This window comes from Catenulispora sp. GAS73 (assembly GCF_041262085.1).
GTDB lineage: Bacteria > Actinomycetota > Actinomycetes > Streptomycetales > Catenulisporaceae > Catenulispora.
Genome location: NZ_JBGCCM010000001.1, coordinates 307,224 through 328,803 on the forward strand (window position 1 = coordinate 307,224; position 21,580 = coordinate 328,803).

The following is a 21,580-nucleotide window of genomic DNA, read 5'->3' on the forward strand; positions in this document are numbered from 1 at the left end:
CCATACGGGCACCCGTCGTAGGGCCCCGCGCCCGATCTCGATCAGGTCGGACTTCTTCTTACGTCGAGCGACCGTCGTACTCGTCATCGATGTCGTAGTCGGGTGACTCATACATGTCCCACGGCTCTGAGAAACCGACCCGCCCCGGCTCCGACCCGCCGCGGTGGTCACGCGGTACGAGCCTTACCCCGACCGACCAGTCCCGCGTGATACGGGCCATCGCCTCGCGCAGCTGCACCGCGGCGGCATCGACGTCCGTGCCGGCGGGCAGGCGCAGTACCCCGGCCCCGACCACCTTGTAGTCGTTTCCCGTCGAGCGCGCGTCCCACAGAAACACCTCGATGTCGTCCCGGGAGACCTCAAGCGCCAGCTCCACCTGGCCGCGCCAGTGCTCCAGCGCTGTGCGCTGCTCGCCGGGGCGCGGACTCTGCTGTTCCAAAACCGCCGCCTCCTTATCAGCCCACTGTGTCACCTATTCTGCAGCTCAGCTAGCTGACGTCCGCGCGATTCGGGTGGACATCGCATCCTTTTTATGGGTTTTCAGCCGTTCCAATCGCCACGCAGACCAATTGGTCTGAACCAATCTCGCGAATGGTCTTGACCAATCCGCTCCCCGCACGTACAACGTGGACACCGGGCCTCCCCACGGGCTCGGCGAGATGCGCAAACCACCAGCACCTCCCCCACGCTTTGGAGGGTTCATGCGGATCGCAAGACGGAATCTTCGCGCAGCACTTACAGCCGGCTCGGCATTTGGGCTGGCAGTCGGCGCAGCAGTCTTCGCGGTGGCTTCGGCTCCCGCGGCACAGGCCGCTACATGCGCCGCGGCGTGGAGTTCCACCGCCGTCTACACCGGCGGCCAGCAAGCCAGCGAGAACGGGACCAACTACACCGCCAACTGGTGGACCCAGGGCAACGATCCGGCGACGAACAACGGCGGATCCGGCTCCGGACAACCGTGGACGTCCAACGGCGCGTGCACCGGCGGCGGAACCGGTGGCGGATCAGGCGGTGGCAGCACCGGCGGCGGAACTGGTGGCGGCACCGGCGGCGGAACGGGTGGGGTGAGCGGCCTGCTGCTCAGCCCGTACAAGGACGTCACCGTCAACATGAACTGGAACACCTACCAGATGCAGTCGGCCGTGACGGGGTCCACCCTGCCGGTAGTGGGTTCCGGAAGCCTGGTGTCGCAGTACATCCCGAAGCTGCCCGCGATCACCCTCGCGTTCGCCACCGGCTCCTGCGGCGGCGAGACCTGGGGCGGTGTCCCGGCTGCCAACTTCGCCTCGGAGAACGTGGCCCAACTGCACGCCGCCAACCTGAACTACGTCGTGTCGACCGGAGGTGCGGCTGGGACCTTCACCTGCGCCTCGACGGCCGGCATGGACTCCTTCATCGCCCGCTACGCCAGCTCCAACATGGTCGGCGTCGACTTCGACATCGAAGGCGGCCAGAGCCAGTCGGACATCCAGAACCTCGTCTCCTCCGCGGTCGGAGCACAGGCGCAGTACCCGAATCTGCAGTTCTCCTTCACCCTCGCCACACTGGGTGCCTCCGACGGCAGCTACGGCGGAGTGAACTCGCTCGGCGACCAGGTCGTCCGGGCGGTGCGCGGCTCCAGCCTGAACCACTACGTCATCAACCTGATGACCATGGACTACGGCAGCGCGTCCAGCAGCGTGTGCGTCGTCTCCGGAGGCAGTTGCCAGATGGCCCAGTCGGCGATCCAGGCGGTGAAGAACCTCGAACACACCTACGGGATCCCGGCCAGCAAGATCGCCGTCACGCCGATGATCGGCATGAACGACGCCACCAGTGAGATCTTCACAGTCGCCGACGTGAACACCCTGTCGTCGTACGCAGTCAGCAACAGCCTTGCCGGGCTGCACTTCTGGTCACTGGACCGGGACACGCCCTGCTCGAACACCTACGCCTCCCCCACCTGCAACTCCATCCCCAGCACGACAGCGCTGCAATACACCAAGCAGTTCATGAGCGACACCGGGCACTGACGAAGAACCCAGAGCGGGCCGCGCGAGTTCCCGTGCGCGGTCCGCTCAATCATTGGCGAGATCGTCCGTTGCGAGCCGGTGCCACACCGCGAATACCCAGGGGACGCCGAGCAGCAGTACGAGGGCCACGCCGAGCAGCACGGGTGCCGGCCGTGCGGCGGCGAGGACGAGGCACGCGAGTGCCACCGCGGCGCAAAGCCTGGCGAGCGTCCGGTAGAAGTTCCGGTCGTCCCGCCAAGCCTGCAAGCTCGCGGCCACCAGCATGGTCGCGCAGAGTGCGACGGCGGTGCCCGCGCACAAGACCCATGCTGTCGCCGCCGGGGTGCGGCTGTCGTGTGCGTGTGCGATCAGGCTGACCATCGCGGTGCCCATGGCGGCGATGGCGGCGGTGAGGGGCAGGTGGGCCAGCAGCCATTGCAGGTTCGCCCGCGAAGTCGGTCTCGGCTCGCGGTGTCCGGCGAAGTCGAAGTAGGTCCACCAGGCGCCGAAGCCGACCACGACGGCGACCAGGCCGACGGTGAGGGTGAGTGCGTTGATCGGGCGGTTGGACAGGCCGCCGGCCACGTTCGTGAGCGTTTCGCCGAGCACGATGATGGTGATGAGCCCGAACCGTTCGATGAGCGCGTCGGTGATGGTCAGGGCGGAGGCCTCCTCGGGCAGCGCGGCGATGGCCAGGGCGCCGAACGCGGTCAGGTACGCGACATCGATCAGGCCCCAGGACCACACGCGGGCGCCGGACGGCAGGAGGGCGGACCCGGCCACCAGTACGGCGCACGCCGCCGTGGCGGACACGAACAGCAGGCTGGACCGGCGGTATTCGGGGCTGTCGCCCCGGCTCGCCAGCAGCCAGAGCATCGCCAGCACGGCGAACAGCGCCGCCGACGCGATGGCGAAGCCCGCGCCGCGCGCGCCGCCCGCGTCCGGGATCATCGCGCCCATGGTGACCAGGAGCAGGATCTGGAGCAGGAACGTACTGCGGGCGCGGGCGTCCTCGTGGCCGTGGAGTTCGTGGTGGAGGCTGCCGTTGACCCAGGCGATCCACACGAGTGTGAACACCGCGGTGAACTCGCCGAGTCTGCCCCAGGCCAGGTGTCCGGCGAGGTGGTGGGCGGCCTGGGCGACCAGCACGACCACGGCGAGGTCGTAGAAGAGTTCGAGTGGTCCGACCACGCGGTCGCGGGGCTGCTCGCCGTGGGGACGGGGCGGCTGCCACAGACGGCGGCGCAGCAGGGCCCAGCGCTCTCGGGGTGTCATGGCCTGGTTCGGTGATCAGGGCGTGGACGGCCGCGTCTCGGTCCAGTCGACCATCAGGCGGCGCTCGGCGAACAGCTGAAGTGGGTGGGGGCCGTCATGGCAGTTCCCTCTCGTCGGAAATCCACGGGCCTATTTGACGTCTGTATAGCATCAGGAGTCGTGACGTTTCGCAACCGCGCTGGAGGCACCGGGTGACAGAACGCACTGACCCGCGGATCACCCGGACGGTCCACGCCCTGGAGCAGGCAATCGTCGAGCTCGCCGCGCAACAGCCGGTTTCGCGGATCTCCGTAGCGGCCCTCGCCGATCGGGCCGGGGTGACCCGGGCCACGTTCTACAACCGCTACGACAGCCCCCTGGACCTGCTCATCCAGGTCCTCTACGCGGACCTGGACCGCGGCCATCGCCGGGAGCAGGACCTGCGGGCCGAGGGCACGCACTCGGCCGCCGAGATGCTACGGCTCACCACCGCGGAGGTCGCCGAGCACGTCGAACGGTTCCGGACCGTCTACCGCCAGGCCCTGCAGGACCCGGCGGATCGCGGGGTGTACGAGGCGCTGGTCCGGCACTTCGCCGACTACGCCATGGCGTTCATGGCGCGGTCGGACGATCCGGGGGTGCCCCGCGCGAATCAGGAGGTTGTCGCCGCCTTCATGGCCCACGGCTTCGCCGGAGCCATCGCCGCCTGGCTCGGCGACGACACCGTGACGAAAGCAGATCTGGTCGACGCTGCGGTGGCCTGCGCGCCGTACTGGTGGACGTGACCCCAGCTGAGACGCCTGCGACCGCGCCGACGGCCAGGCCGGCACGGGGCCGGAGGGCCGCGGCATGACGGACCCGATCGTCGGCGCAGTCACGGTGCCACCTGGCGAGGCGGCGATCGGCGCTACGCCAGGGGGTGCAGGGGGATGTCGATGTAGGACTCGGTGCCGTTCGGGGACGTGAGCTCGACGACCGTGGGCTCGGCTTCGGTGCCGTCGTTGGCGTCGGCGAAGAACGGGTCGTGGGTGTCGATGATCAGCTGGAGTTGGCGGCCCTTGGCCAGGACGTAGTGCGCCGGCTGCAGGGGGAAGGTGACCGTGCGGGCTTCGCCTGCCTTTCCGCCGGCGAGCGTGTAAGGCGCGTTGGTGATGATGTACGCGTTGCCGTTGGCCGGGTTGCAGTCCAGCAGATACGCCACGATCGTGGCGTCAGTGCGGCCGGCGGCGGGCTTGACCGTCACCCGCAGTTCCAGGTCGCCCTGGACCCGCATCGGCCGCTCAAGTGGCGCGGACGTCCAGACCGCCGCGCGGGCGCGGTCCTCGTTCGAGGTCTTGTAGACCTTCGGCAGCCCCATCCGCTCCGCGGCGCCGGTCTGCACCAGCTTCGGGGCGACGACGACTTCAGTTTCCACGCCGGTCGCCTGCAGCGAACGTATCCACCCCGACTGCGCCGGGCCCTGCGCCATCGACGCGTCGGTCTGGCCCGGCTGGACGGGGCCCAAGTGGAACCGCTGCTTGGCCAGGGCGTAGTCCTCCCAGCTGTCGTGATGCAGCTCGGACAGCAGGTTGTGCATGTACTCCGAGCGCACGCCGAGCTGCGGTGCCGCGCCCCCGCCGCCGGCGTTGCCGCCCAGGTAGTGGTCCAGCCAGCGGTAGGCCATCTCGGTCGGCTTGGCGATCAGGCCGAGCAGCCCGGGCCCTTCGCCGTTGCCGTGGTCGCCGATCTGGATGAGCAGCGATTTCGGGGTCTGCAGCTGGGTGAAGAAGTCGACGACCGCCGGCAGCGAGAAGATGGTCTCGTGCCAGTAGGTGCCCATCAGGACAGGCGTCTGGTACTCGGAGTACGCCGACAAGTACTCCTTCGGCGAGCGTATCCGGGCGAACTCGCGGACGTCGTCGTCGATGACGTTGTTGCGGATCTTCTCGATGACCTCCCGGAACTCCTTGGAACAGCGGTCCTCGCCGAACAGGGCGACCAGCGCTTCGAAGGCTGCCAGGTGCCGGGTGTCGTTCTCGTACAGGGAGCCGAACAGGTCCGCCCAGGCGCTGGCGCCGGCCACAGCCTTGACCCGCGGGTCGTGCGCGGCCAGCAGCAGGCTGGTCCCGGCTCCGTAGGAGGCGCCGAAGCAGCCGATCCGGTCCGGGTCGACGGCGTCGTGACCGCTCACCCAGCTGAGGATCTCGCTGCCGTCGGACCAGTCCGTCGGCCCGGCCACCTGTATCTCGCCGTCGGATTCGGCCAGGCCACGCTGGCTGTACGCCAGCACGGCATAGCCGCCCAGCGCCAGGCGCGGGAACATGCCGAGGTACGCCTTGCGGCCGACCGCGATCAGCGGGGCGGGCATCACGACCGTGGGGCAGGTCTGCCCGGGCGCCAGGTTCCGCGGGACGCTCAACGCCGCGTCGATCCGCGTCCCGTCCGCCATCACGATCGGGGTCTCCTGGTACGCGGCGATCTCGGCGTACGTCTCGTAGGTGTCCGCGAGCCCCCACTGGTCGAGGCGTCCGATACGCCGCGGCGAGGGGTCGAGCATCGCCTCGCGGATCGCGTCCAGTTGGTGGAGGCTGTCGTCGTCGAGGGCGAACGGGGAGGCCGAGTAGGTGTCGCCGGACATGGGTGTACCCACTTTCCGTGAGGGGAGGATCCCGATCGGGAACATCTCCACACTCTCACCGGAAAGCGGACAAAGACAGTCTTCTGATTCACTCTCCGTCGTGGTATGACTACATCTCGTGATGGATCAGCACTCGCCGTGGGTCATGCCGACTCTGCCTACGGTGCTCAGGGAGTGTTGAGGGTCTACGTACAAGTCAGCCTCGTAGACCATGGCGAACGTCGGAACCTGGTTGGCGGCCAGCGCGGCCTCGTCGTAGTTGGCCGACCACACCGTCGCCGACCTGGCGACCTGGCGACCTGGCCACGTGGCGCCCCGGCGGGCCGGCCTAAAAGGCCGAAGCGCGGACGCCGATCACAGACCGCGGGGCATAGCACCAGCCGCCGGGATCACCGGAGGCGGCAGCGGCGCGGGGCCGAGCGTCGTCGTACCCGGACGCGCCAACCGGGTCAGGCCGTGCCGATACGCCTCGACGGCCTCGCGGGTGCGGCCTTGGCGGTCGAGCAGATCACCGAGCAGGCGGGAGGTGTCCGCCAGGTCCCCGGTGACATCAGCTTCCTGCTGAAGTTCGATCGCGGCGCGGTAGTGGCGTTCGGCGGCGTCCAGATCCCCGGCGCCTTCGCGGATCACGCCGAGCAGATGGTGCGCGGCAGCGGCGTGGACCGCGCCGTGGCCCGGACCCAGACCTGCCAGCAACCCGCCGAGCACCTCCTCGGCCTCGGCGGTGTGGCCCAGCCGCCAGCGAACGTCGGCGAGTTCCACCTCGACCTGTACGGCGTAGAACGCCGCACCGCTGGCTCTCAGCATGTCAGCGGCGGTGCGCAGCTCGATCTCGGCGGCGTCCAGGCGGTCGTGCTGGGCATGCAGGTAACCGCGCATCCAGTGGCACTGCGCCAGCTCGACGCGGATCTCCCACTGCTGATACACCTCCTGCGCCTTGACCAGCGCGGCCTCGGCCTCATCGAACCGGCCACCGGCGGCCAAGGTGCGGGCCACCGAGCGGTGCAGCGTGGCGATGGCCACCGGGTCCGAGACCCGCGGTGCCAGATCGAGGGCCAGCGACGCCGCCTTCGTCGCCCGCTCCAAGGCGCCCAACTCCAGGTACGGGCCGATCACAGCCGCGTAGAGCAGCATCAGCGAGGCCGGATCCGGCAGGCCGCCGCCGTTCAACTCGTTGATCGTCGACTCCAGCAGATAGCAGGAGTACCGGACGTCGCCCTCCAGGTAGTGCGCGGTCGCGCGGCCTCGGATGGCCCGGACCCGGGCCGGCAGAGGCTGGTCGGTTAGCAGCGCCTCAGCCTGCTCAAACTGCTCCCGGCCCGCGGCCAACCCACCGCGGCGCAGCAGGAACGAGCCCAGCGTGATCCGCAGCTCGGCGACCAGATCCGACAGATCGTGGTCGCCGGCCTTCCCGATCAGGTCCGCGAGCAGGGCCTCGGCCCGCTCCCCCTCGTCGCCGTCCATGAGCCGCTGCGCCTCGGCCTGGCCCTCGCGGATCTCGGCCCGCAGTCCCCCCGGCACGCCGGCGGCCAGTTCCTCGTAACTGACCGCGAGACGCTCGGCGAAGTACCGCAACGCCGCCTCCGACGGCCGGGCTTTGCCGGCCTCCACGGTGGACACGTACGCGGCGGTGTATCCCGGTTCGGCCAGAGCCTTCTGCGTCAGGCGGCGGCTGGCGCGCAGGCGCTGCAGGCGCGCGCCGAGGATCCGATCCGGACCTTCTTGGCCGGCGGCGAGAGGAGCCATCGCGCCTTCCTCTTCGTTCTGTTTCAGGTTGCTCACCGCACTCCTATCACGAATCAGCCCCGGGTCTTGCGCCTGCCAGGAGTCTTGCTCTACGTTAACCCACACCCTAAGTGAAGTTACTTCTTCATTTAACTTCAGGGTGCGGCGCTGAGCGACCGGATCCGGACCGGGACGACCACGCCGATCCCCCACGACGGCCTGCACCGCCGGCAGCAGGCCGCCCCCCACCGCCGTCCCCTCCCTTCTTGGCGCCCGAAAACGGCGCCTTCCCCACCGGAGGCACTCATGCCATCGAGAAAGTCCCGTGGTGCCCGCAGATCCCGCATAGCCGCAGCCATCCTGTCAGCGGCGGCAACCAGCGCCGTCGTCCTCCCCGCCGGCAGCGCCCACGCGTCCACCTGCTGGTTCGGGTCCTGCTTCAGCTATGTCACCGGGCGACAGTACGCCGCCGCCACCGGCGCCAGCGTCACGATGTACCAGGCCGACCCCGGCGGTGTGGCCTCCAACGGCCACTCCCTGCAGGAACTCGCCCTGCAGAGCACGAACGACACCACCACCGCCAACACCATAGAGATCGGGTGGACGGTGGACCCCGGGGTCAACGGCGACTACCAGCCCCACCTGTTCGTCTACCACTGGGTCAACGGCCAGGCCACCTGCTACAACGGCTGCGGGTTCGTGTCGACGTCCTCGACCGTGCAGCCCGGGATGGCCCTCGCCCCCGGAACCACCGGCACCTTCACTCTGTACAACTACGGCGGCGACTGGTGGGCGTACTACAACGACGTGCCGTTCGGATACTTCCCCGGCTCGCTGTGGAACGGGGCGTTCACCACCGCGTACTCCATCTCCTCCTTCGGAGAGGTCGCCGCGAGCAGCCAGAACAGCTGCACAGAAATGGGCGACGGCGCCTACGGCACCAGCGCCGGTTCCTCGTCCATATCCGGCTTCCAGCTCTACGGCTCCTCCTCGGCTCCGCAGTTCACCGTCACGGCCACCGATCCGAGCTACTACAACTACGGCTCGGCCACCGCCACCTCCTTCCAACTCGGCGGCCCCGGTGCCTGCTAGGTTCCGTGGCGCCTTCGCCGCCGCAGCATTCGCGGCAAGTCTGCTCAGCGCGGCGCCAACCTCCGCATCCGCCATCGCCCCCGCTCCCCCGCCCGGGACGCCACCGGCCGCGGCATCGGCCGCCGGCGGACCGATTTGCTGGTACGGAGCCTGCTACGACTACGTCAGCGGGCAGCAGCGGACCGACACGACCGGAGTCAGCGTCCTGATGAAGGTCGAGGCCCCAGCGGTGAACCCGGCCCAGACCGGCGAGCACAGCCTGCAGGAAATCGCGCTGCAGAACACCGCGCGGACCTCGACCGTCGAGATCGGCTGGACCGTGGACCCCGAGCTCAACGGCGATGCCCGGTCGCACCTGTTCGTCTACCACTGGGTCGACGGCCAGGAGAGCTGCTACAACGGCTGCGGCTTCGTCCAAGTCTCCCCGATCATCCGCCCCGGAATGGCGCTGCCGCCGCACATCGCCGCGAACTTCGCCATCCGCACCATCGACGGCAACTGGTGGGTGTACTTCGCCGACCTGCCGGTCGGCTACTTCCCCGGCTCACTGTGGAAGGGCACCTACAAGACAGCACAGGTCGTGTCAGTGTTCGGCGAAGTCGCGGAGAACCAGGCAGACACCCCCAGCTGCACACAGATGGGCGACGGCCGCTTCGGCAGCACCGGCGGCGCCTCCTGGATCCGCGACCACCAGATCGCGGGAACCACCGACAAACCACAGCTCACCGTCAAAGCCACCAGCCCCGACCACTACAACTACGGCGCGGTGACCCCGACGTCGTTCCGACTCGGCGGCCCGGGAACCGGAGGCTGCACACAGCCCTCCGCCAGTTCGCGTTGAAACAGGAGCAGGCCGCACTCGGGCCGTGGGCTGAGTGGGATCTCGCGGAGTTCATGGCTATGTGGTGAGTGTGGTGGGTGCGGTTTGTTGGTGGGTTTTAAGAGCTTTTTACGGCTTCGCGCGGGTTTAAGAAGGATCCGCTGGGTGGCGCAGTTCGGTAGTGCCCCGCTGGTTACGTCGGCGGCTGGCGGTTGTCCGTGTCCACGACCGCGCGCGGGTCCGAGTCACTGCGCACGCGTCGGGCGGGCGGGCGGTCGTGTTCGGCATCACCGGCCGGCCGCCAACGCCACGCCAGGCACACCACCGAACTGCGCCACCCAGCGGATCCTTCTTAAACCCGCGCGAAGCCGTCAAAAAACGCCCTTGACTGTCAACCCACGAACAAACCGCACCCGCCACACCCACCCGCCGCCAACACCCACTACCACCCACACACAGGTCAGCACCGCCCAAAATCAGGCGGCCGAAGCAGGGAAATGACACGCCGCAAGGTGCTCGCCCGCTGATCCCACAAGCCGGACCAGCGGAGGTTCCTCGGCGGCGCAGATCTCCGCCGCTTTCACGCAGCGGGTCCGAAACGCGCAGCCCGAGGGCGGGTTCAGTGGGCTGGGCACGTCGCCGACCAGCCGGGTGCGCTCGCGCGCGGGGCTCCTGCCGTCGTCCACCTCGGGGACGGCCGACAGCAATGCCTGCGTGTAAGGGTGTCGGGGGTGGCGATACAGGGTTTCACGATCTGCGGTTTCGACGATCCGCCCCAGATACATGACCGCGACGCGTCGGCTGACCTGGCGGACGACGGCCAGGTCGTGGGCGATGAACACGAAGGCGATGCCGAGGTCACGCTGGAGTCGCCGGATGAGGTTGACGACCTGGGCCTGGATGGAGACGTCGAGCGCCGAGACCGGTTCGTCGGCGACGATCAGCTCCGGCTCGGTCGCCAGGGCCCGGGCCACCCCGATCCGCTGGCGCTGGCCGCCGGAGAACTCGTGCGGGTATCGGTGGACGTGCGCCGGGTCGAGACCCACGACGTCCAGCAGTTCGGCGACCCGGTCCCGGCGGCTGGATGTCGGGCCGATGCGAAGGGACTCCAGCGGCGCGGCGATGATGTCGCCCACGGTGTGGCGCGGATTGAGCGAGGCGTAGGGATCTTGGAAGACCATCTGTATCCTGCCGCGCAGTGGCGCGAGTTCCCGGCGGCCGGCGTGGGTGATGTCCTGCCCGTCGTAGCGGATGGTGCCCGCGGTCGGTTCCAGCAGCCGGGTGACCAGGCGGCCGGTGGTGGACTTGCCACAGCCGGATTCACCGACCAGTCCGAGGGTCTCGCCGCGGGACACGGCGAACGACACCCCGTCCACGGCCTTCACCGCGCCGGCGTGGCGTGGGATGAGGAGTCCGCGGCGGACGGGGAAGTGTTTCGCCAGTCCTACGACGTCAAGGAGCGGGTCCGACTTCGGCGGGTCCGACTTCGGCGGCCTCAGGTCGAGGTCCATGGGGCTGGTCATGGGGCCGGTCGGGGAAGTGTCCATCAGGCTGTGATCCGTTCGACGGCGAGGTGGCAGGCTCGTGTACGTCCGTCGGCCGAGCCCGGTCCGAGGATCGGAACGACCGTTGTGCAGCGGTCGCCTGAAACCTGCGTGCGGAGCTCGCACCGGGGGTGGAAGGCGCAGCCTCCCGGCGGGTCGAGCAGGTTCGGCGGACTCCCGGCGATCGGAACGAGTTCGGAGTCGGGATCGCCGGACAGCGTCGGTACGGAGCGCAGCAGTCCTGTGGTGTAAGGGTGCTCAGGTGCTGCGAGCACTCGCGCGGCCGGACCGTATTCGACGCAGCGCCCCGCGTACATCACCATCACGTCGTGCGCCACCCCGGCCACGACGCCGAGGTCGTGGGTGATCAGCAGGATCGCGAGCTGCGACTCGGCCTGGATCTCGGTCAGCAACTCGAGAATCTGTGCCTGGACGGTGACATCGAGCGCCGTGGTGGGTTCGTCGGCGATCACCAGGTCCGGCTCGCCCATCAGCGCCATGGCGATCATGACGCGCTGCCGCATCCCGCCGGAGAACTCGTGGGGATACTCGTCGACGCGTCGGCCTGGGTCCGGGATACCGACTCGGGCCAGCATGTCGATCGCCCTGGTTCGGGCCTGACGCCGACCCACGCCGGTCCGTCGGCGGTAGGCATCAGTGAGCTGATGCTCCACCGTGTGGTACGGCGACAGTGCGGTCAGCGCGTCCTGAAAGACCATCGCGATGCGTGAACCGCGGTAGGACGACATCCGTCGCTCGTCGAGACCGCTGAGCTCGACGCCGTCGAATTCCACCCGGCCGGAAACCTCGGTGCGGCGCCGATCGTGCAAGCCGAGCAACGCCAGCCCTGTGGCGCTCTTGCCCGAACCGGACTCCCCCACCACGGCGAGCGTCCGACCGCGGCGCAGGTTGAAGCTCAGGCCGTTGACCGCTTGAACGGTCCCGCCTTCTGTGTGGAAGCGGATGCCTAGGTCTTCGACCGCGAGCAGGGAGCGGAGCAGGGGGCGTTCGGCCGCCGCGGCGAATTCGTGCGCAGTGCCCATCACAGCCTCACTCGGGGATCGATGAACGCATAGCAGAGATCGACCGCGACATTGCACAGAACGATGAAGGCTGCCGCGACCAGGACGGTCCCGGTGATCATCGGCAGGTCCAAGTCCGTCACCGAAGAGACGGCGAGTTGCGCGATGCCGTGAATGTTGAACGTGGTCTCGGTGATCACGGCGCTGCCGAGGAACAGCCCGAGGTCGAGCCCGAACTGAGTGAGCACCAGGGTCATGGCGCCGCGCCAGGCGTAGCGCAGGTGCACCACGCGGGGTGGAAGACCCTGGGCCCGCGCCGTCCGGACATATTCCTGGGCCTCGGCCTCGATCATCGAGGAGCGGGTGAATCTCACATAGGTCGCCGCGCTCACCACGGCCAGGGTGCTCCAGGGCAGGATCATCCCGCCGAACCACTTGCCGGGATCTGAGGTGATCGGGCTGTAGCCGGGCTGCGGGAGGACGGAGAATTCGTCCACCAGCAGGTATCGCGCGACGATGCCGACGAAGTAGACCTGCATGGACGAACCGACCAGAGCGATGGCGGTGAGCCGCTTGTCGAGGGCCTGGCCCCGGCGCAACGCGGCGATGACCCCCAGGCCGACTCCGACGGTCAGGATCAGGACGGAAGCGCCGACGGCCAGGGAAAGCGTCGCCGGGAAGCGGTCGGCGAGTGTGGACGTCACCGACTTGTGATTCACGAACGAGTAGCCCAGGCAGGGCGCCGCACACCAGGTCGCGCCGAAGTGGCGGCCGTCGAAGATCCCGTGCAGGAACTGCCAGTACTGGTCGAAGAGCGGGCGGTCCACGCCCAGGTTGTGGCGGATCGCTGCCAAGGTCTGCGGCGTGCAGGTCTTGCCGCAGGACAGTCGGGCCGGGTCCGACGGGAGGGCGAAGAACAGGAAGAACGTGACCGCGCTGACCGCGAACAGGATCAGCGCCGCTCCCAGTCCCCGCCGGAGGATGAATCCGAACAAGGCTTGCTCCAGGTCGATGATTCGGGCGGCGCGGCCGGGCTCGGGTGGCCGGCCGCGCCGCGCGGCGGCTACTTCACGTAGACGTCGAGCGGGTAGCAGGTACCGATGAATCCGGTGTGCACTCCCCCGAGTCCCGGGCCGTACAGCGAGACCTGGCGAAGGTCGACCCAGGGGATCACCGGGGCGGACTGCATGATCTTCTTGTCCAGCACGCCCCAGGCCGCGTCCTGCTGGCTCAGGTCCGCCAGCCCTTGGATCCGATCGATCTCGGCGTTCACTCCGGAGTCGTCGAACAGCGAGTTGTTGCCGCCGCCGTCAGTGATCTGACGGCCGTCGAACAGCGGCGGGATGACGGAGGAGGCGCTGGGCCAGTCCGGTCCCCAGCCGCCCCAGTACAGGTCGAACTGGTTGTCCACCTTCTGGGTCTCGTCGTAGTAGTTCTTCGAGCTGATCGGCTTGGTGACAACGGTGAAGCCAGCCTTGTCCAGCGCTTGGGAGACCGCGACCGCGGCCTGCTGCCAGGTGGGGTCGTCCGAGTAGGCGAACACGATCGTCGGGTGCGGGTTAGAGGTCTGGGCCAGCAGGGCCTTGGCCTTGACCGGGTCGCCTGTCATGGCGACGCCGTAGAGGTCGTAATCCTGATAGCCGTTCGTCACCGGCGACAGGATCGTGGTGGTGAAATCCCCGTAGACCGGCCCGCCGAACAGTTGCCGAACCTGCTGGCGGGGGAAGGCCTCCAGCAGCGCCTGGCGGACCTTCACATCGATGATCCGCCTGGTGTTGATATTGAAGAACTCTGAGAACGGCGTGACCTGGTTGACCAGGCGGGCTTTGAGGTTCGGGTCGGAGTTCACCTGTCCGGCGAGATCCGCCCCGATCGAGACCTTGAAGGTCATGGCGGTCCGGTCCGGTCCGTTGGCTGCCATGAGTCGTTGGTTGATGTCGACTTCCTGCGCTCCGAACTCGAATCGCCACTGGTCGGGATAGGCGTGGCGGACGGGGTCGGTGTCCGGGTCCCAGTAGGGGTTGCGCGAGAGCACCATGCCCTTGTCGATGTCGTGGCTGTCGATCTTGTAGGGGCCGGAAGAGAACGGGTGCTGGTCGAAGGCGGCCTTGGTGTCCTTGGACTTCGGGACCGGGCTGTAGGACTGCATGGCCAGCGCGAACGGGAAGTCGGCGTGCATCGATGCCAGGTGGAAGACGATGGTCTTGGCGTCGGGCGTCTGGATCGCCGACAGGTCCTGACCGTTCCATGGGCCGGAGTAGACGCCGGAGTAGTCGTCTTTGCCGGTCAGCCACATCTGCAGATATTGCGGGCCGCCGGACAGTTCCTTCTGGAAGGTGCGCTCGATGCCGTATTTGACGTCCTGGGCGGTGATCGAGCTGCCGTCCTCGTACTTGAGGCCGTCCTTCAAGTGGTAGGTCCACGTCTTGCCGTCGGGGCTGGATCCGGTGTCGGTGGCCAGATCGCCGACCAGCTTCGTCGTGTCCCCGACCTGCTGATAGCTGGTCAGCTGCCGGGACAGGAGCAGGTCGGCAGTCTGATTGGTGGAGGACCAGACCCGGGCCGGGTCCAGGTGGCTGAAATCGGAGTGTTGCAGCACTGTGACGGCGCCTCCGGACTTGGCCCCTGGAACCGCCGGGTCCGGTCCCTTCGAGTCGACCGCCGTACCGATCGCGACAGTCTGCTTGGCCGCCGCCTTCGCGGCCGGATTCGAGGCGTCGGTCTTCTTGCTGGACGCCGAGCACCCCGCGCTGATCGTCAAGGTGCCGAGCATCAGGAGCGCGAGCGCCGACCGCGATCGATGTTTGGATGTGGATATGGCCATGGGAGTTCCCTCCGGGGTTCGGTTGGTGAGACGGCAGTCGTGTCCGGCGGCGGATGTCAGCGGCCGGAGGGTGCGAGAGCGTCGCGCACTGAGTCCCCGAGCAGGTTGAAGGCGACCACGAAGATCAGGATCGCCACGCCCGGGACGAGCATGTAGGTGATGTCCGACAGGTACACCTCGGCCCCGCGGTGGATCATGCGTCCCCAGTCCGGGGTGGGCTCGACGATTCCCGCACCGAGGTATGACAGCGCGGCCTCGGCCGTGACGTACGCGGGCACCGACAACGAAGCCGTCACCAGGATCGGCGTCCACAAGTTGGGAAGCAGCTCCTTGACGATGATGCGGAACGGCGAGGCACCGCCGATGCGCGCCGCCTCGACGAACTCCCGGGTCCGCAAGGAGATCACCTGACCGCGCAGCAGCCGGGCCACGGGCGCCCAGCCGAAGGCCGACAGCACCACCACCAGCGTCATGACCCGCATCCAGGTCGGGGTCTGCTGATCGGCCGACACGAACAGCGACTGGACCACCGGCACGAACGCGATGATGAACAGCGTCGACGGGAACGACAGGGCGACGTCCACGACCCGGCTGATGCCGAAGTCCAGCCACCCGCCGGCGTATCCGGAGACCAGCCCGACCGCGGTTCCCAGCACCGTGATGATCAGGACGACCGCCATCGCGATCAGCAGCGAGGTCCTGATCCCGTACAGCAACTGCGTGAAGACGTCACGCCCCAGCCCCGGCTCCAGACCCAACCAGAACCGGCCGCTGACCCCACCCATCGCACCGACCGGGTAGCCGTAGTCGTCAAGGAGTCCAGACTCGTCCTGGCCGTAGGTCGTGTAAGGATCCTTGCCATAGACAGCACTGATCAGCGGAGCGCACAGCGCGACGACGAAGAACAGACTGACGACTATCCCGGCCACCATCCCGGTCCGATCGGAACGGAACCGACGCCAGGCCAACGCCGCGGGTGTCCGCGGCACAGCCGTAGCGGCGGCGGGACGCCGTGCCGGGTGATGATCGAAACCATCGGGATCGGTCGAGGCAGCCGCATCCATCTCAGGGCCGTCCATTCTTGAGCTGGTCATTCGGGAGCTCGGGAGCAGATCGCACGCAGGTGCGTGGCAGAAGAGTTGCTATAGGTGGGCCTGTGCTCAGCCGGCCCCCTCGACCGACTGAGCACCATGCATCTCACAGCCGGCATCTCACAGCCGGTATCTCAAAGCCGGTATCTCAAAGCCGACCCACGACGGCTTCCGGATCGTCGGCCGGCGTCCGTGCGGTGGTCGACGCGTTCCCCTTTACCTGCGGGCTCTTCGTGACCGCGGGTGTCGGAGCGATGTACGTCGGGACCGGGTCGGGCTCGGGGGCGCAGGTCTTGGCGATGAAGCCCTTGCCGTTCGGCAGTGTGCCGTCACGCAGGTACGCGATGAACGTGTCGTCCAGGCAGGTGTCGCCGTGGAAGAGGATCTCGTGGAAGCTGCCCCCGGTCTGGACTACCAGCTTCGAGCTCGGGAGCGCCTGGTGCATCGCGACAGCACCCTCATACGGCGTCGCCGGATCCTCGGTGGCCTGGAACAGAAGCACAGGCGGCAGCCCCTTGCCGGTGATGGGCAGCCGGCCGGCCGGGTTGCCCTGGTAGGGCCAGAACATGCAGGCGGCGTTGTACCACATGTTGTTGTAGGTGTAGAAGGGCGCGGCGGCGTTGACCGCGGCCTGGTCCTTCTGCCAGACCTGCCAATCCCGGGGCCAGGCGTTCTCGGTGCATTGCACAGCGTTGTAGCTCGGGAAGGAGCCGTCGTCCGCGCCCGGTGCCGCGTAGCGGTTGTAGGCGATGTTCAGCGGGCGGGTGTCGTGGTTGACGAGGTACGCCGACAGCACGGTCGCCATGCGCGGCCAGCGCAGGAAGTTGTAGCCACCGCTGTAGAAGGTGTCCTCGAACTCCGCGGGACCGATCTTGCCAGGCGCCGGGGCGGCGTCGGCCGGGTTGGACCGCAGCGCCTGCTCGACCGCGTAGTAGTTCTTGATGACGGCGTCAGCTGTGGTTCCCAGGTGATAGACGCCGTCGGCCTTGGCGGTCCATTCAGCGAAGGATTCGAAGCGGCGCTGGTGTTCCTTGTCCTGCAGGATGTTGTGGTCGTACCAGGTGATCGTGGGGCCGACGATGCTGTCCAAGACCATGCGGCGAACGCGCGAGGGATAGAGCTGGCCGTAGGTGGAGCCGAGGGAGGTGCCCCACGATCCGCCGTAGAACGAGATCTTCGACGTGCCCAGCGCTCGACGGATGCTGTCCATGTCGCGCGCGTTGTCGACGGTGGTCATGTGCGGTAGCAGCCAGCTCCAGTTCGCCGCGCAGTCCGCCGCGTACTTCGCGTCCTTCTCCAGCCATGCTTGCGAGGTCCCCTGCGACACCTGATAGTCCGGGCGTTCACCGTCGAAGTAGTGCGGATCGCAGACCACGTGGGGATCGCTGGCGTTGGTGCCGCGCGGATCGAATCCGATCCAGTCGTACGCGGACGCCACATCGGCCGGCATCTGCCCGGTGATGTAGGCGGGCATCCACAGCCCGCTGTCGCCGGGGCCGCCGGGGTTCAGCAGGATCGGCCCCTGCTGCTTGGCCTTGGGGGCGGTGGCCGGCAGCCGGTCCACCTTGATCTTGATCTTCTGGCCGTGCGGCCGGCTGTAGTCCAACGGGACCTCCAGCATGGCGCATTGCAGAGCGGGCGTCGTCGGATCGTTGCACGATGCCCAGTTCAGCGTGCCCTGGCCGCTGTCCTGGGCCGCTTCGGCCTGGAGCGTGGAGCCCGGGTCGGCCGGTGCCGCAGACGCGGGAACGGCGCATACGGCCGCGACGGCAGCTACAGCCGCGGCGGTCGCGATGACCGCGGTCTTCTTCATGTCGGTTCCTTCAATTGGTGATGAGGCGGCGCCGTGGTGCCGCGGATGCCGCGGTTCGCGGGGGCTTCTCGACGTGGCTCAGCAACGCCCGGCGTTCATGTCCATCAACCTGGACAGCACGACGTCCCCCGATGCGTTCACACCGTCGTGCTCCCATTCGTTGGTCACCCAGGCTCGGGCGGTGCCCACCTGGTTGAGCGTGCGCAGTGACAGCTCCGTGGGGATGTACATGTCGTCGTGGTAGACGACCGCCGCGAGCGGGACCTGGTTGGCCGCCAGCCGCGCCGGGTCGTACAGCGCCGGCCACTCAGTCCAGCCGGCCAGGATCTCGGCGGCCGCGGCGAACGGTTGCAGGGCCTTGACCTCCTGGAACATCCAGGGGTAGATCATCTCGCCGGTGAACAACAGCGGTTCCGCCGCTTCGTCGAACCTCGGATACTCGGCCATGATCCGCTGCGCGGCCCAGTCAGTCGGCCGCGATCCTTGGGCGAAGCAGGGCTCCTGCATGATGGTGAACAAGGGGTTGTCGACGAACCCGGTCTGCTGCATGACGTGGAGCAGGAAGGTGTCTGTCAGCTCGCCCACGGCGTCGAAGGCCTCGTCGAAAAGCCAGTGCACCCGCTCGAATCCGTCGCTCATCCCGAATGCCAGCCCCAGGCTGCGCAGCCGGCGAACAGTCAGCTTGGTGCCGTCCGGCAGGTCCACGCGTCCGGTGGCCGCCAGGTCGGCGACTCTGCGGACCTGAGCCGCGTCCGACGGATAACGCGCGTAGTATCCGCGGTTCTTGGCCTCCACCCGCGGATAGGTGTTGCGGTACACGTCATCGGCTGTGGCTTCCAGGCCCGGAATGCCGCCGGTGACATGGCAGGCTCGCAGCCCTTCCGGGGCGAGCGACAGGTACGTCAGGGTGATGAATCCGCCGTAGCTCTGGCCGAGCGTCTCCCACGGCTCATCGCCGCACAACTGGCGACGGATCAGCTCGGCGTCGCGCACGATGGCGTCTGCCCGGTGGAATGACAGGTACCGGGCCAGGTCTTTGGCGGAATCGAAGCGGCCGGCGGCGGTGGGCGTCACCGGAGTGGAGCGCCCGGTGCCACGCTGGTCGAGCAGCAACACCCGATGCGTACACAGGGCCCGCTCAAGCCAACCCGGGAAATGGCCACTGGGACGTGGCGACTTGCCGCCCGGACCACCCTGGAGGAAGACGAGCCAGGGCAGGCTCCCCCGTCTGGTGGCAAGGACCGGGTCAACGACCTCGCGGGCGAACACTTCGATGGTCGCGCCCTTGGGCTCGTCGTGGTCGAGGGGAACGATGAACACGTGATCGGTGATGGCCAGACGTGGATTCATTGAGAAGGATCACCTCCGAAAGCCAGTGCGGATGGGCGCCCGTGGGCCGGGCGGCTTGTGGCCGCCCCGCCCACGGGCCGACAGCGGTGTCAGTACTGGGTGGATACGGTGACTCCGCTGAAGTCGGTCACGGCGTACAGGCTGAGGTAGCGGTAGCCGGCCGTGGTGTTGGTGACGGTGAGGTGTTGGCTGGTGCCGGAGTTGGTCGAGCTGGCGGTGTAGGTGTTGGGGTCGGCCCAGGTGTCCGGGTCGTAGTAGAGGGCCGCGTCGCCGGTGCCGCCGCTGGTGGTGACGGTCAGCGTGGTGGTGCCGGCGGGGAGGTAGACCCACAGGTAGTCGGTGTTGCCCGCGGTCGCCGACTGGTTGGAGCGGGAGCAGTTCTGGCCCATGGCCTGCGGGTTGGAGTCCGAGCAGGCCGGCAGGGTGCCGCCGCCGCTGCCGCCGTTGGCGACGGTGTCGAGCCAGGAGTCGAAGTCGGCGTCGTAGGCGGTGCCGATGCTGTTGTAGACCGCGTAGCCGCCGGTGTAGTCGCCGGTGCGGAAGTGGCTGAGCATCGTGTTGATGACGTCGGGGTGCTTCTCGAACATGTAGCGGACGGCGAGGTAGCCCCACGGGTAGGTGCGGGTGGTGTCGTCGATCGCGTACGTGTTCTGGAACAGCTGGCTGAGGGTGTAGGTGTGCTTGGCGGCCTCGGCGACCGCCTCGGTGTCGGTGACACCGCGGTAGCTGTACGAGACGTATTCGGCCTGGCCCTCGATCCACCAGACGTCCGGCACCGTGACCTGGGTGCCGAAGTCGCCCTTCATGTCGTAGATGGACTGCTGGACGTGGGTGAACTCGTGGTTGAGGTTCCAGGCGTTGGCCGTGAAGCCGTTGGCGGACGACTGCTGGTAGAGGATGGAGTAGGCGACGTTGTTGGGGTCGGTCGGGTCGCCGGTCAGCGTCTCGCCGCCGTTGTTGGTGTCGTTGCCGAAGATCGCCCACGAGTAGGTGACGTAGTCAGCCCTGCTGCCGTAGATGACCATCTTGACCTGGAAGTACTGGCCGGGGATCGGTGCGGTGGCCTTGTCGAGGTTCTTGATGTACGGCACCTCGTTGGCCAGGCTCGTACACACGTCGCTCTGCTGCTGAGCTGTCAGCGACTCCGCCATGATGGTGAAGTTGCTGCACGCGTAGGAGATGGGCAGGGAAGCAGCGGTGAGCTGCGCGGTCAGGTTGCACGTCCCGTAGTACGAACACTGCGACGCTGCGTCGTACTGGCTGGTCTGGTACGCGACGTGGACCCAGAGGCTGGCTGTCGGTCCGGTGATCGACGAGGCGTTGAGCAGCCCCTTGGCCAGCGGCCGTATCTTGCTTTGCAGCGCCGTGATCCCGACCATGCGGGCCAGATCGTTGCCGGCGTTGGAGTCCAACACGTCGTTGGCCCCGCCCAGCAGGGACCGGTGGTTCAGCGCGAATGTGGACAGGGCGTCCGCGACGCCGGGGTTGCTCGTGATCGCGGTGACGAACGCCGGGTTCCAGTTGCCGTCCCACAGCGGCGTGTAGACATTGTTCAGCTCGTTGTCCATCGCGGGGTAGGCGTCCCACGCGCTGGTGTAGCTGTTGAGGATGCGGCTGTAGACGTTCAGGAAGGCGCCCTGCAGCCCCGAGCTGTCGGTGGTGATGACCGCCTCGCCGAGCACCTGGCCGTTGCCGGCGCTGACGTCGCTGAAGTGCCGGCTGTTGAACAGCGTCGTGAGCGCGGACTTGACGGCGTTGGCGAGCGTGGAGTCGTAGGCGGGGACCCCGGAGTTCGGCTGCGACTGGACGAAGTAGCCGGCCCGCATGAAGTACAGCAACTCATACAGACCGGTGGAGTCGTCGCCGGTGTAGGACGAGGCCGAGCTGGCCACACCGTTCGCGACTGTGACCATGCTGGTCTCGTTGAACACCGCGTTCGCGTCCGAACCGCTCAGGGAGAACAGCGGGTTGATGCAGGCGACCCAGTCCACGGACTCGATGTAGGAGACCAGCGCAGCGCCGCGTCGGCTGGCGAAGTCGGCAGTGGTGCATGAGGTCACCGCCGCCTTCGTGGAGGACGCGGCCGTGGCGGACGTGGTCTTGGCTGCCGGGTGCGACGGTTTGCTCGCCGGGAGCTTCACAGGAGCTCCGCGGAGCGTGGCCGGCACAGGCGTGGAGCGATCCGCGAGTCGCTGCGACGTGGTGGCGGTGTCCGCGCCGGTCGGAGGCGGGACCTGCTTGACGACGTGCTTTGCGACCGGGGCCGGAGCCGGGGGTTGCTGGGCCGCGGAAGCGGGGCTGGCCAGCAAGCCGACGACGAGGCCTGCGGCTGCCACTCCGGCGGCCATGATTCTGGGCAGGTGTGATCGATGGCGCATGGTGCTCCCTTGGGGGATGGGTAGCGCCTCCGGACGAGGGCGAGGCGTGATACGTAACA

The 21,580-nt window shown here is 67.9% G+C and carries 17 protein-coding genes; 4 read left to right on the forward strand and 13 right to left on the reverse strand.

From position 1 onward, the window contains the following. Nucleotides 1-58: 58 nt before the first annotated feature. Nucleotides 59-439, reverse strand: a complete 381-nt coding sequence (locus tag ABH935_RS01245; RefSeq protein ID WP_370375870.1) for a hypothetical protein — start codon at nucleotides 437-439, stop codon at nucleotides 59-61. A gap of 346 nt (nucleotides 440-785) precedes the next feature. Here ABH935_RS01245 and ABH935_RS01250 point away from each other — a divergent pair, with 346 nt between their 5' ends. Further along, complete coding sequence (locus ABH935_RS01250) at nucleotides 786-2,012, forward strand: carbohydrate-binding protein (RefSeq protein ID WP_370375871.1); 1,227 nt, start codon at nucleotides 786-788, stop codon at nucleotides 2,010-2,012. A 45-nt stretch (nucleotides 2,013-2,057) separates the two neighbouring features. Here the strand turns inward: ABH935_RS01250 and ABH935_RS01255 are convergent, their stop codons facing one another. Next, a complete protein-coding gene (locus ABH935_RS01255; RefSeq protein ID WP_370375872.1) occupies nucleotides 2,058-3,266 on the reverse strand; it encodes a low temperature requirement protein A in 1,209 nt (402 codons plus the stop codon). Nucleotides 3,267-3,457: 191 nt separating this feature from the next. On the opposite strand from ABH935_RS01255, the gene ABH935_RS01260 reads away from it, so the two are divergent. Then, nucleotides 3,458-4,030 (forward strand): TetR/AcrR family transcriptional regulator, encoded by a 573-nt coding sequence (locus tag ABH935_RS01260; RefSeq protein ID WP_370375873.1) that lies wholly within the window; start codon nucleotides 3,458-3,460, stop codon nucleotides 4,028-4,030. Between the two features lie 122 nt (nucleotides 4,031-4,152). Here ABH935_RS01260 and ABH935_RS01265 read toward each other — a convergent pair whose 3' ends face one another. The 3 genes from ABH935_RS01265 to ABH935_RS01275 form a co-directional block, all read right to left on the reverse strand. Further along, the gene (locus ABH935_RS01265) at nucleotides 4,153-5,862 is read right to left on the reverse strand and encodes an alpha/beta fold hydrolase (protein WP_370375874.1); all 1,710 of its coding nucleotides are present in this window, start codon (nucleotides 5,860-5,862) and stop codon (nucleotides 4,153-4,155) included. A gap of 126 nt (nucleotides 5,863-5,988) precedes the next feature. After that, nucleotides 5,989-6,135, reverse strand: coding sequence for a hypothetical protein (locus tag ABH935_RS01270; protein WP_370375875.1), 147 nt, complete (start codon nucleotides 6,133-6,135; stop codon nucleotides 5,989-5,991). Between the two features lie 81 nt (nucleotides 6,136-6,216). Continuing rightward, entirely contained in the window at nucleotides 6,217-7,608 is a 1,392-nt protein-coding gene (locus ABH935_RS01275; RefSeq protein WP_370376106.1) for a tetratricopeptide repeat protein, read from the reverse strand. 285 nt (nucleotides 7,609-7,893) lie between these two features. Here ABH935_RS01275 and ABH935_RS01280 point away from each other — a divergent pair, with 285 nt between their 5' ends. Both ABH935_RS01280 and ABH935_RS01285 read left to right on the forward strand, forming a co-directional pair. Then, nucleotides 7,894-8,679 carry a neprosin family prolyl endopeptidase gene (locus ABH935_RS01280; protein WP_370375876.1) on the forward strand — a complete coding sequence of 262 codons (786 nt, stop codon included), beginning with the start codon at nucleotides 7,894-7,896 and terminating at the stop codon, nucleotides 8,677-8,679. After that, the gene (locus ABH935_RS01285) at nucleotides 8,669-9,520 is read left to right on the forward strand and encodes a neprosin family prolyl endopeptidase (protein WP_370375877.1); all 852 of its coding nucleotides are present in this window, start codon (nucleotides 8,669-8,671) and stop codon (nucleotides 9,518-9,520) included. Before ABH935_RS01280 ends, ABH935_RS01285 begins: the two co-directional genes overlap by 11 nt. 455 nt (nucleotides 9,521-9,975) lie before the next feature. Here ABH935_RS01285 and ABH935_RS01290 read toward each other — a convergent pair whose 3' ends face one another. The 8 genes from ABH935_RS01290 to ABH935_RS01325 form a co-directional block, all read right to left on the reverse strand. Beyond that, on the reverse strand, nucleotides 9,976-11,022 hold the full coding sequence (locus ABH935_RS01290) for an ABC transporter ATP-binding protein (RefSeq protein ID WP_370376107.1): 1,047 nt from the start codon (nucleotides 11,020-11,022) through the stop codon (nucleotides 9,976-9,978). Nucleotides 11,023-11,045: 23 nt separating this feature from the next. After that, the gene (locus tag ABH935_RS01295) at nucleotides 11,046-12,086 is read right to left on the reverse strand and encodes an ABC transporter ATP-binding protein (RefSeq protein ID WP_370375878.1); all 1,041 of its coding nucleotides are present in this window, start codon (nucleotides 12,084-12,086) and stop codon (nucleotides 11,046-11,048) included. Next, nucleotides 12,086-13,060, reverse strand: coding sequence for an ABC transporter permease (locus tag ABH935_RS01300; protein WP_370375879.1), 975 nt, complete (start codon nucleotides 13,058-13,060; stop codon nucleotides 12,086-12,088). Before ABH935_RS01300 ends, ABH935_RS01295 begins: the two co-directional genes overlap by 1 nt. A 68-nt stretch (nucleotides 13,061-13,128) precedes the next feature. Then, nucleotides 13,129-14,889, reverse strand: coding sequence for an ABC transporter substrate-binding protein (locus tag ABH935_RS01305; RefSeq protein WP_370375880.1), 1,761 nt, complete (start codon nucleotides 14,887-14,889; stop codon nucleotides 13,129-13,131). A 56-nt stretch (nucleotides 14,890-14,945) separates the two neighbouring features. After that, nucleotides 14,946-15,953, reverse strand: a complete 1,008-nt coding sequence (locus tag ABH935_RS01310; protein ID WP_370375881.1) for an ABC transporter permease — start codon at nucleotides 15,951-15,953, stop codon at nucleotides 14,946-14,948. 175 nt (nucleotides 15,954-16,128) lie between these two features. Next, complete coding sequence (locus ABH935_RS01315) at nucleotides 16,129-17,793, reverse strand: alpha/beta hydrolase (RefSeq protein ID WP_370375882.1); 1,665 nt, start codon at nucleotides 17,791-17,793, stop codon at nucleotides 16,129-16,131. 78 nt (nucleotides 17,794-17,871) lie between these two features. Continuing rightward, a complete protein-coding gene (locus ABH935_RS01320) occupies nucleotides 17,872-19,143 on the reverse strand; it encodes an alpha/beta fold hydrolase (protein WP_370375883.1) in 1,272 nt (423 codons plus the stop codon). A gap of 89 nt (nucleotides 19,144-19,232) precedes the next feature. After that, nucleotides 19,233-21,521: a collagenase gene (locus ABH935_RS01325; protein WP_370375884.1), complete on the reverse strand. Its 2,289-nt coding sequence runs from the start codon at nucleotides 21,519-21,521 to the stop codon at nucleotides 19,233-19,235. Between the last annotated feature and the right edge of the window lie 59 nt (nucleotides 21,522-21,580).

What these genes read in the sequence shown, in the direction of transcription:
- ABH935_RS01255 (WP_370375872.1), bottom strand. Translation starts at nt 3,266, where the DNA reads ATGACACCCCGAGAGCGCTGGGCCCTGCTGCGCCGCCGTCTGTGGCAG.
- ABH935_RS01265 (WP_370375874.1), bottom strand. Translation starts at nt 5,862, where the DNA reads ATGTCCGGCGACACCTACTCGGCCTCCCCGTTCGCCCTCGACGACGAC.
- ABH935_RS01275 (WP_370376106.1), bottom strand. Translation starts at nt 7,608, where the DNA reads ATGGCTCCTCTCGCCGCCGGCCAAGAAGGTCCGGATCGGATCCTCGGC.
- ABH935_RS01280 (WP_370375876.1), top strand. Translation starts at nt 7,894, where the DNA reads ATGCCATCGAGAAAGTCCCGTGGTGCCCGCAGATCCCGCATAGCCGCA.
- ABH935_RS01290 (WP_370376107.1), bottom strand. Translation starts at nt 11,022, where the DNA reads ATGACCAGCCCCATGGACCTCGACCTGAGGCCGCCGAAGTCGGACCCG.
- ABH935_RS01295 (WP_370375878.1), bottom strand. Translation starts at nt 12,086, where the DNA reads ATGGGCACTGCGCACGAATTCGCCGCGGCGGCCGAACGCCCCCTGCTC.
- ABH935_RS01305 (WP_370375880.1), bottom strand. Translation starts at nt 14,889, where the DNA reads ATGGCCATATCCACATCCAAACATCGATCGCGGTCGGCGCTCGCGCTC.
- ABH935_RS01310 (WP_370375881.1), bottom strand. Translation starts at nt 15,953, where the DNA reads ATGGATGCGGCTGCCTCGACCGATCCCGATGGTTTCGATCATCACCCG.
- ABH935_RS01315 (WP_370375882.1), bottom strand. Translation starts at nt 17,793, where the DNA reads ATGAAGAAGACCGCGGTCATCGCGACCGCCGCGGCTGTAGCTGCCGTC.
- ABH935_RS01320 (WP_370375883.1), bottom strand. Translation starts at nt 19,143, where the DNA reads ATGAATCCACGTCTGGCCATCACCGATCACGTGTTCATCGTTCCCCTC.
- ABH935_RS01325 (WP_370375884.1), bottom strand. Translation starts at nt 21,521, where the DNA reads ATGCGCCATCGATCACACCTGCCCAGAATCATGGCCGCCGGAGTGGCA.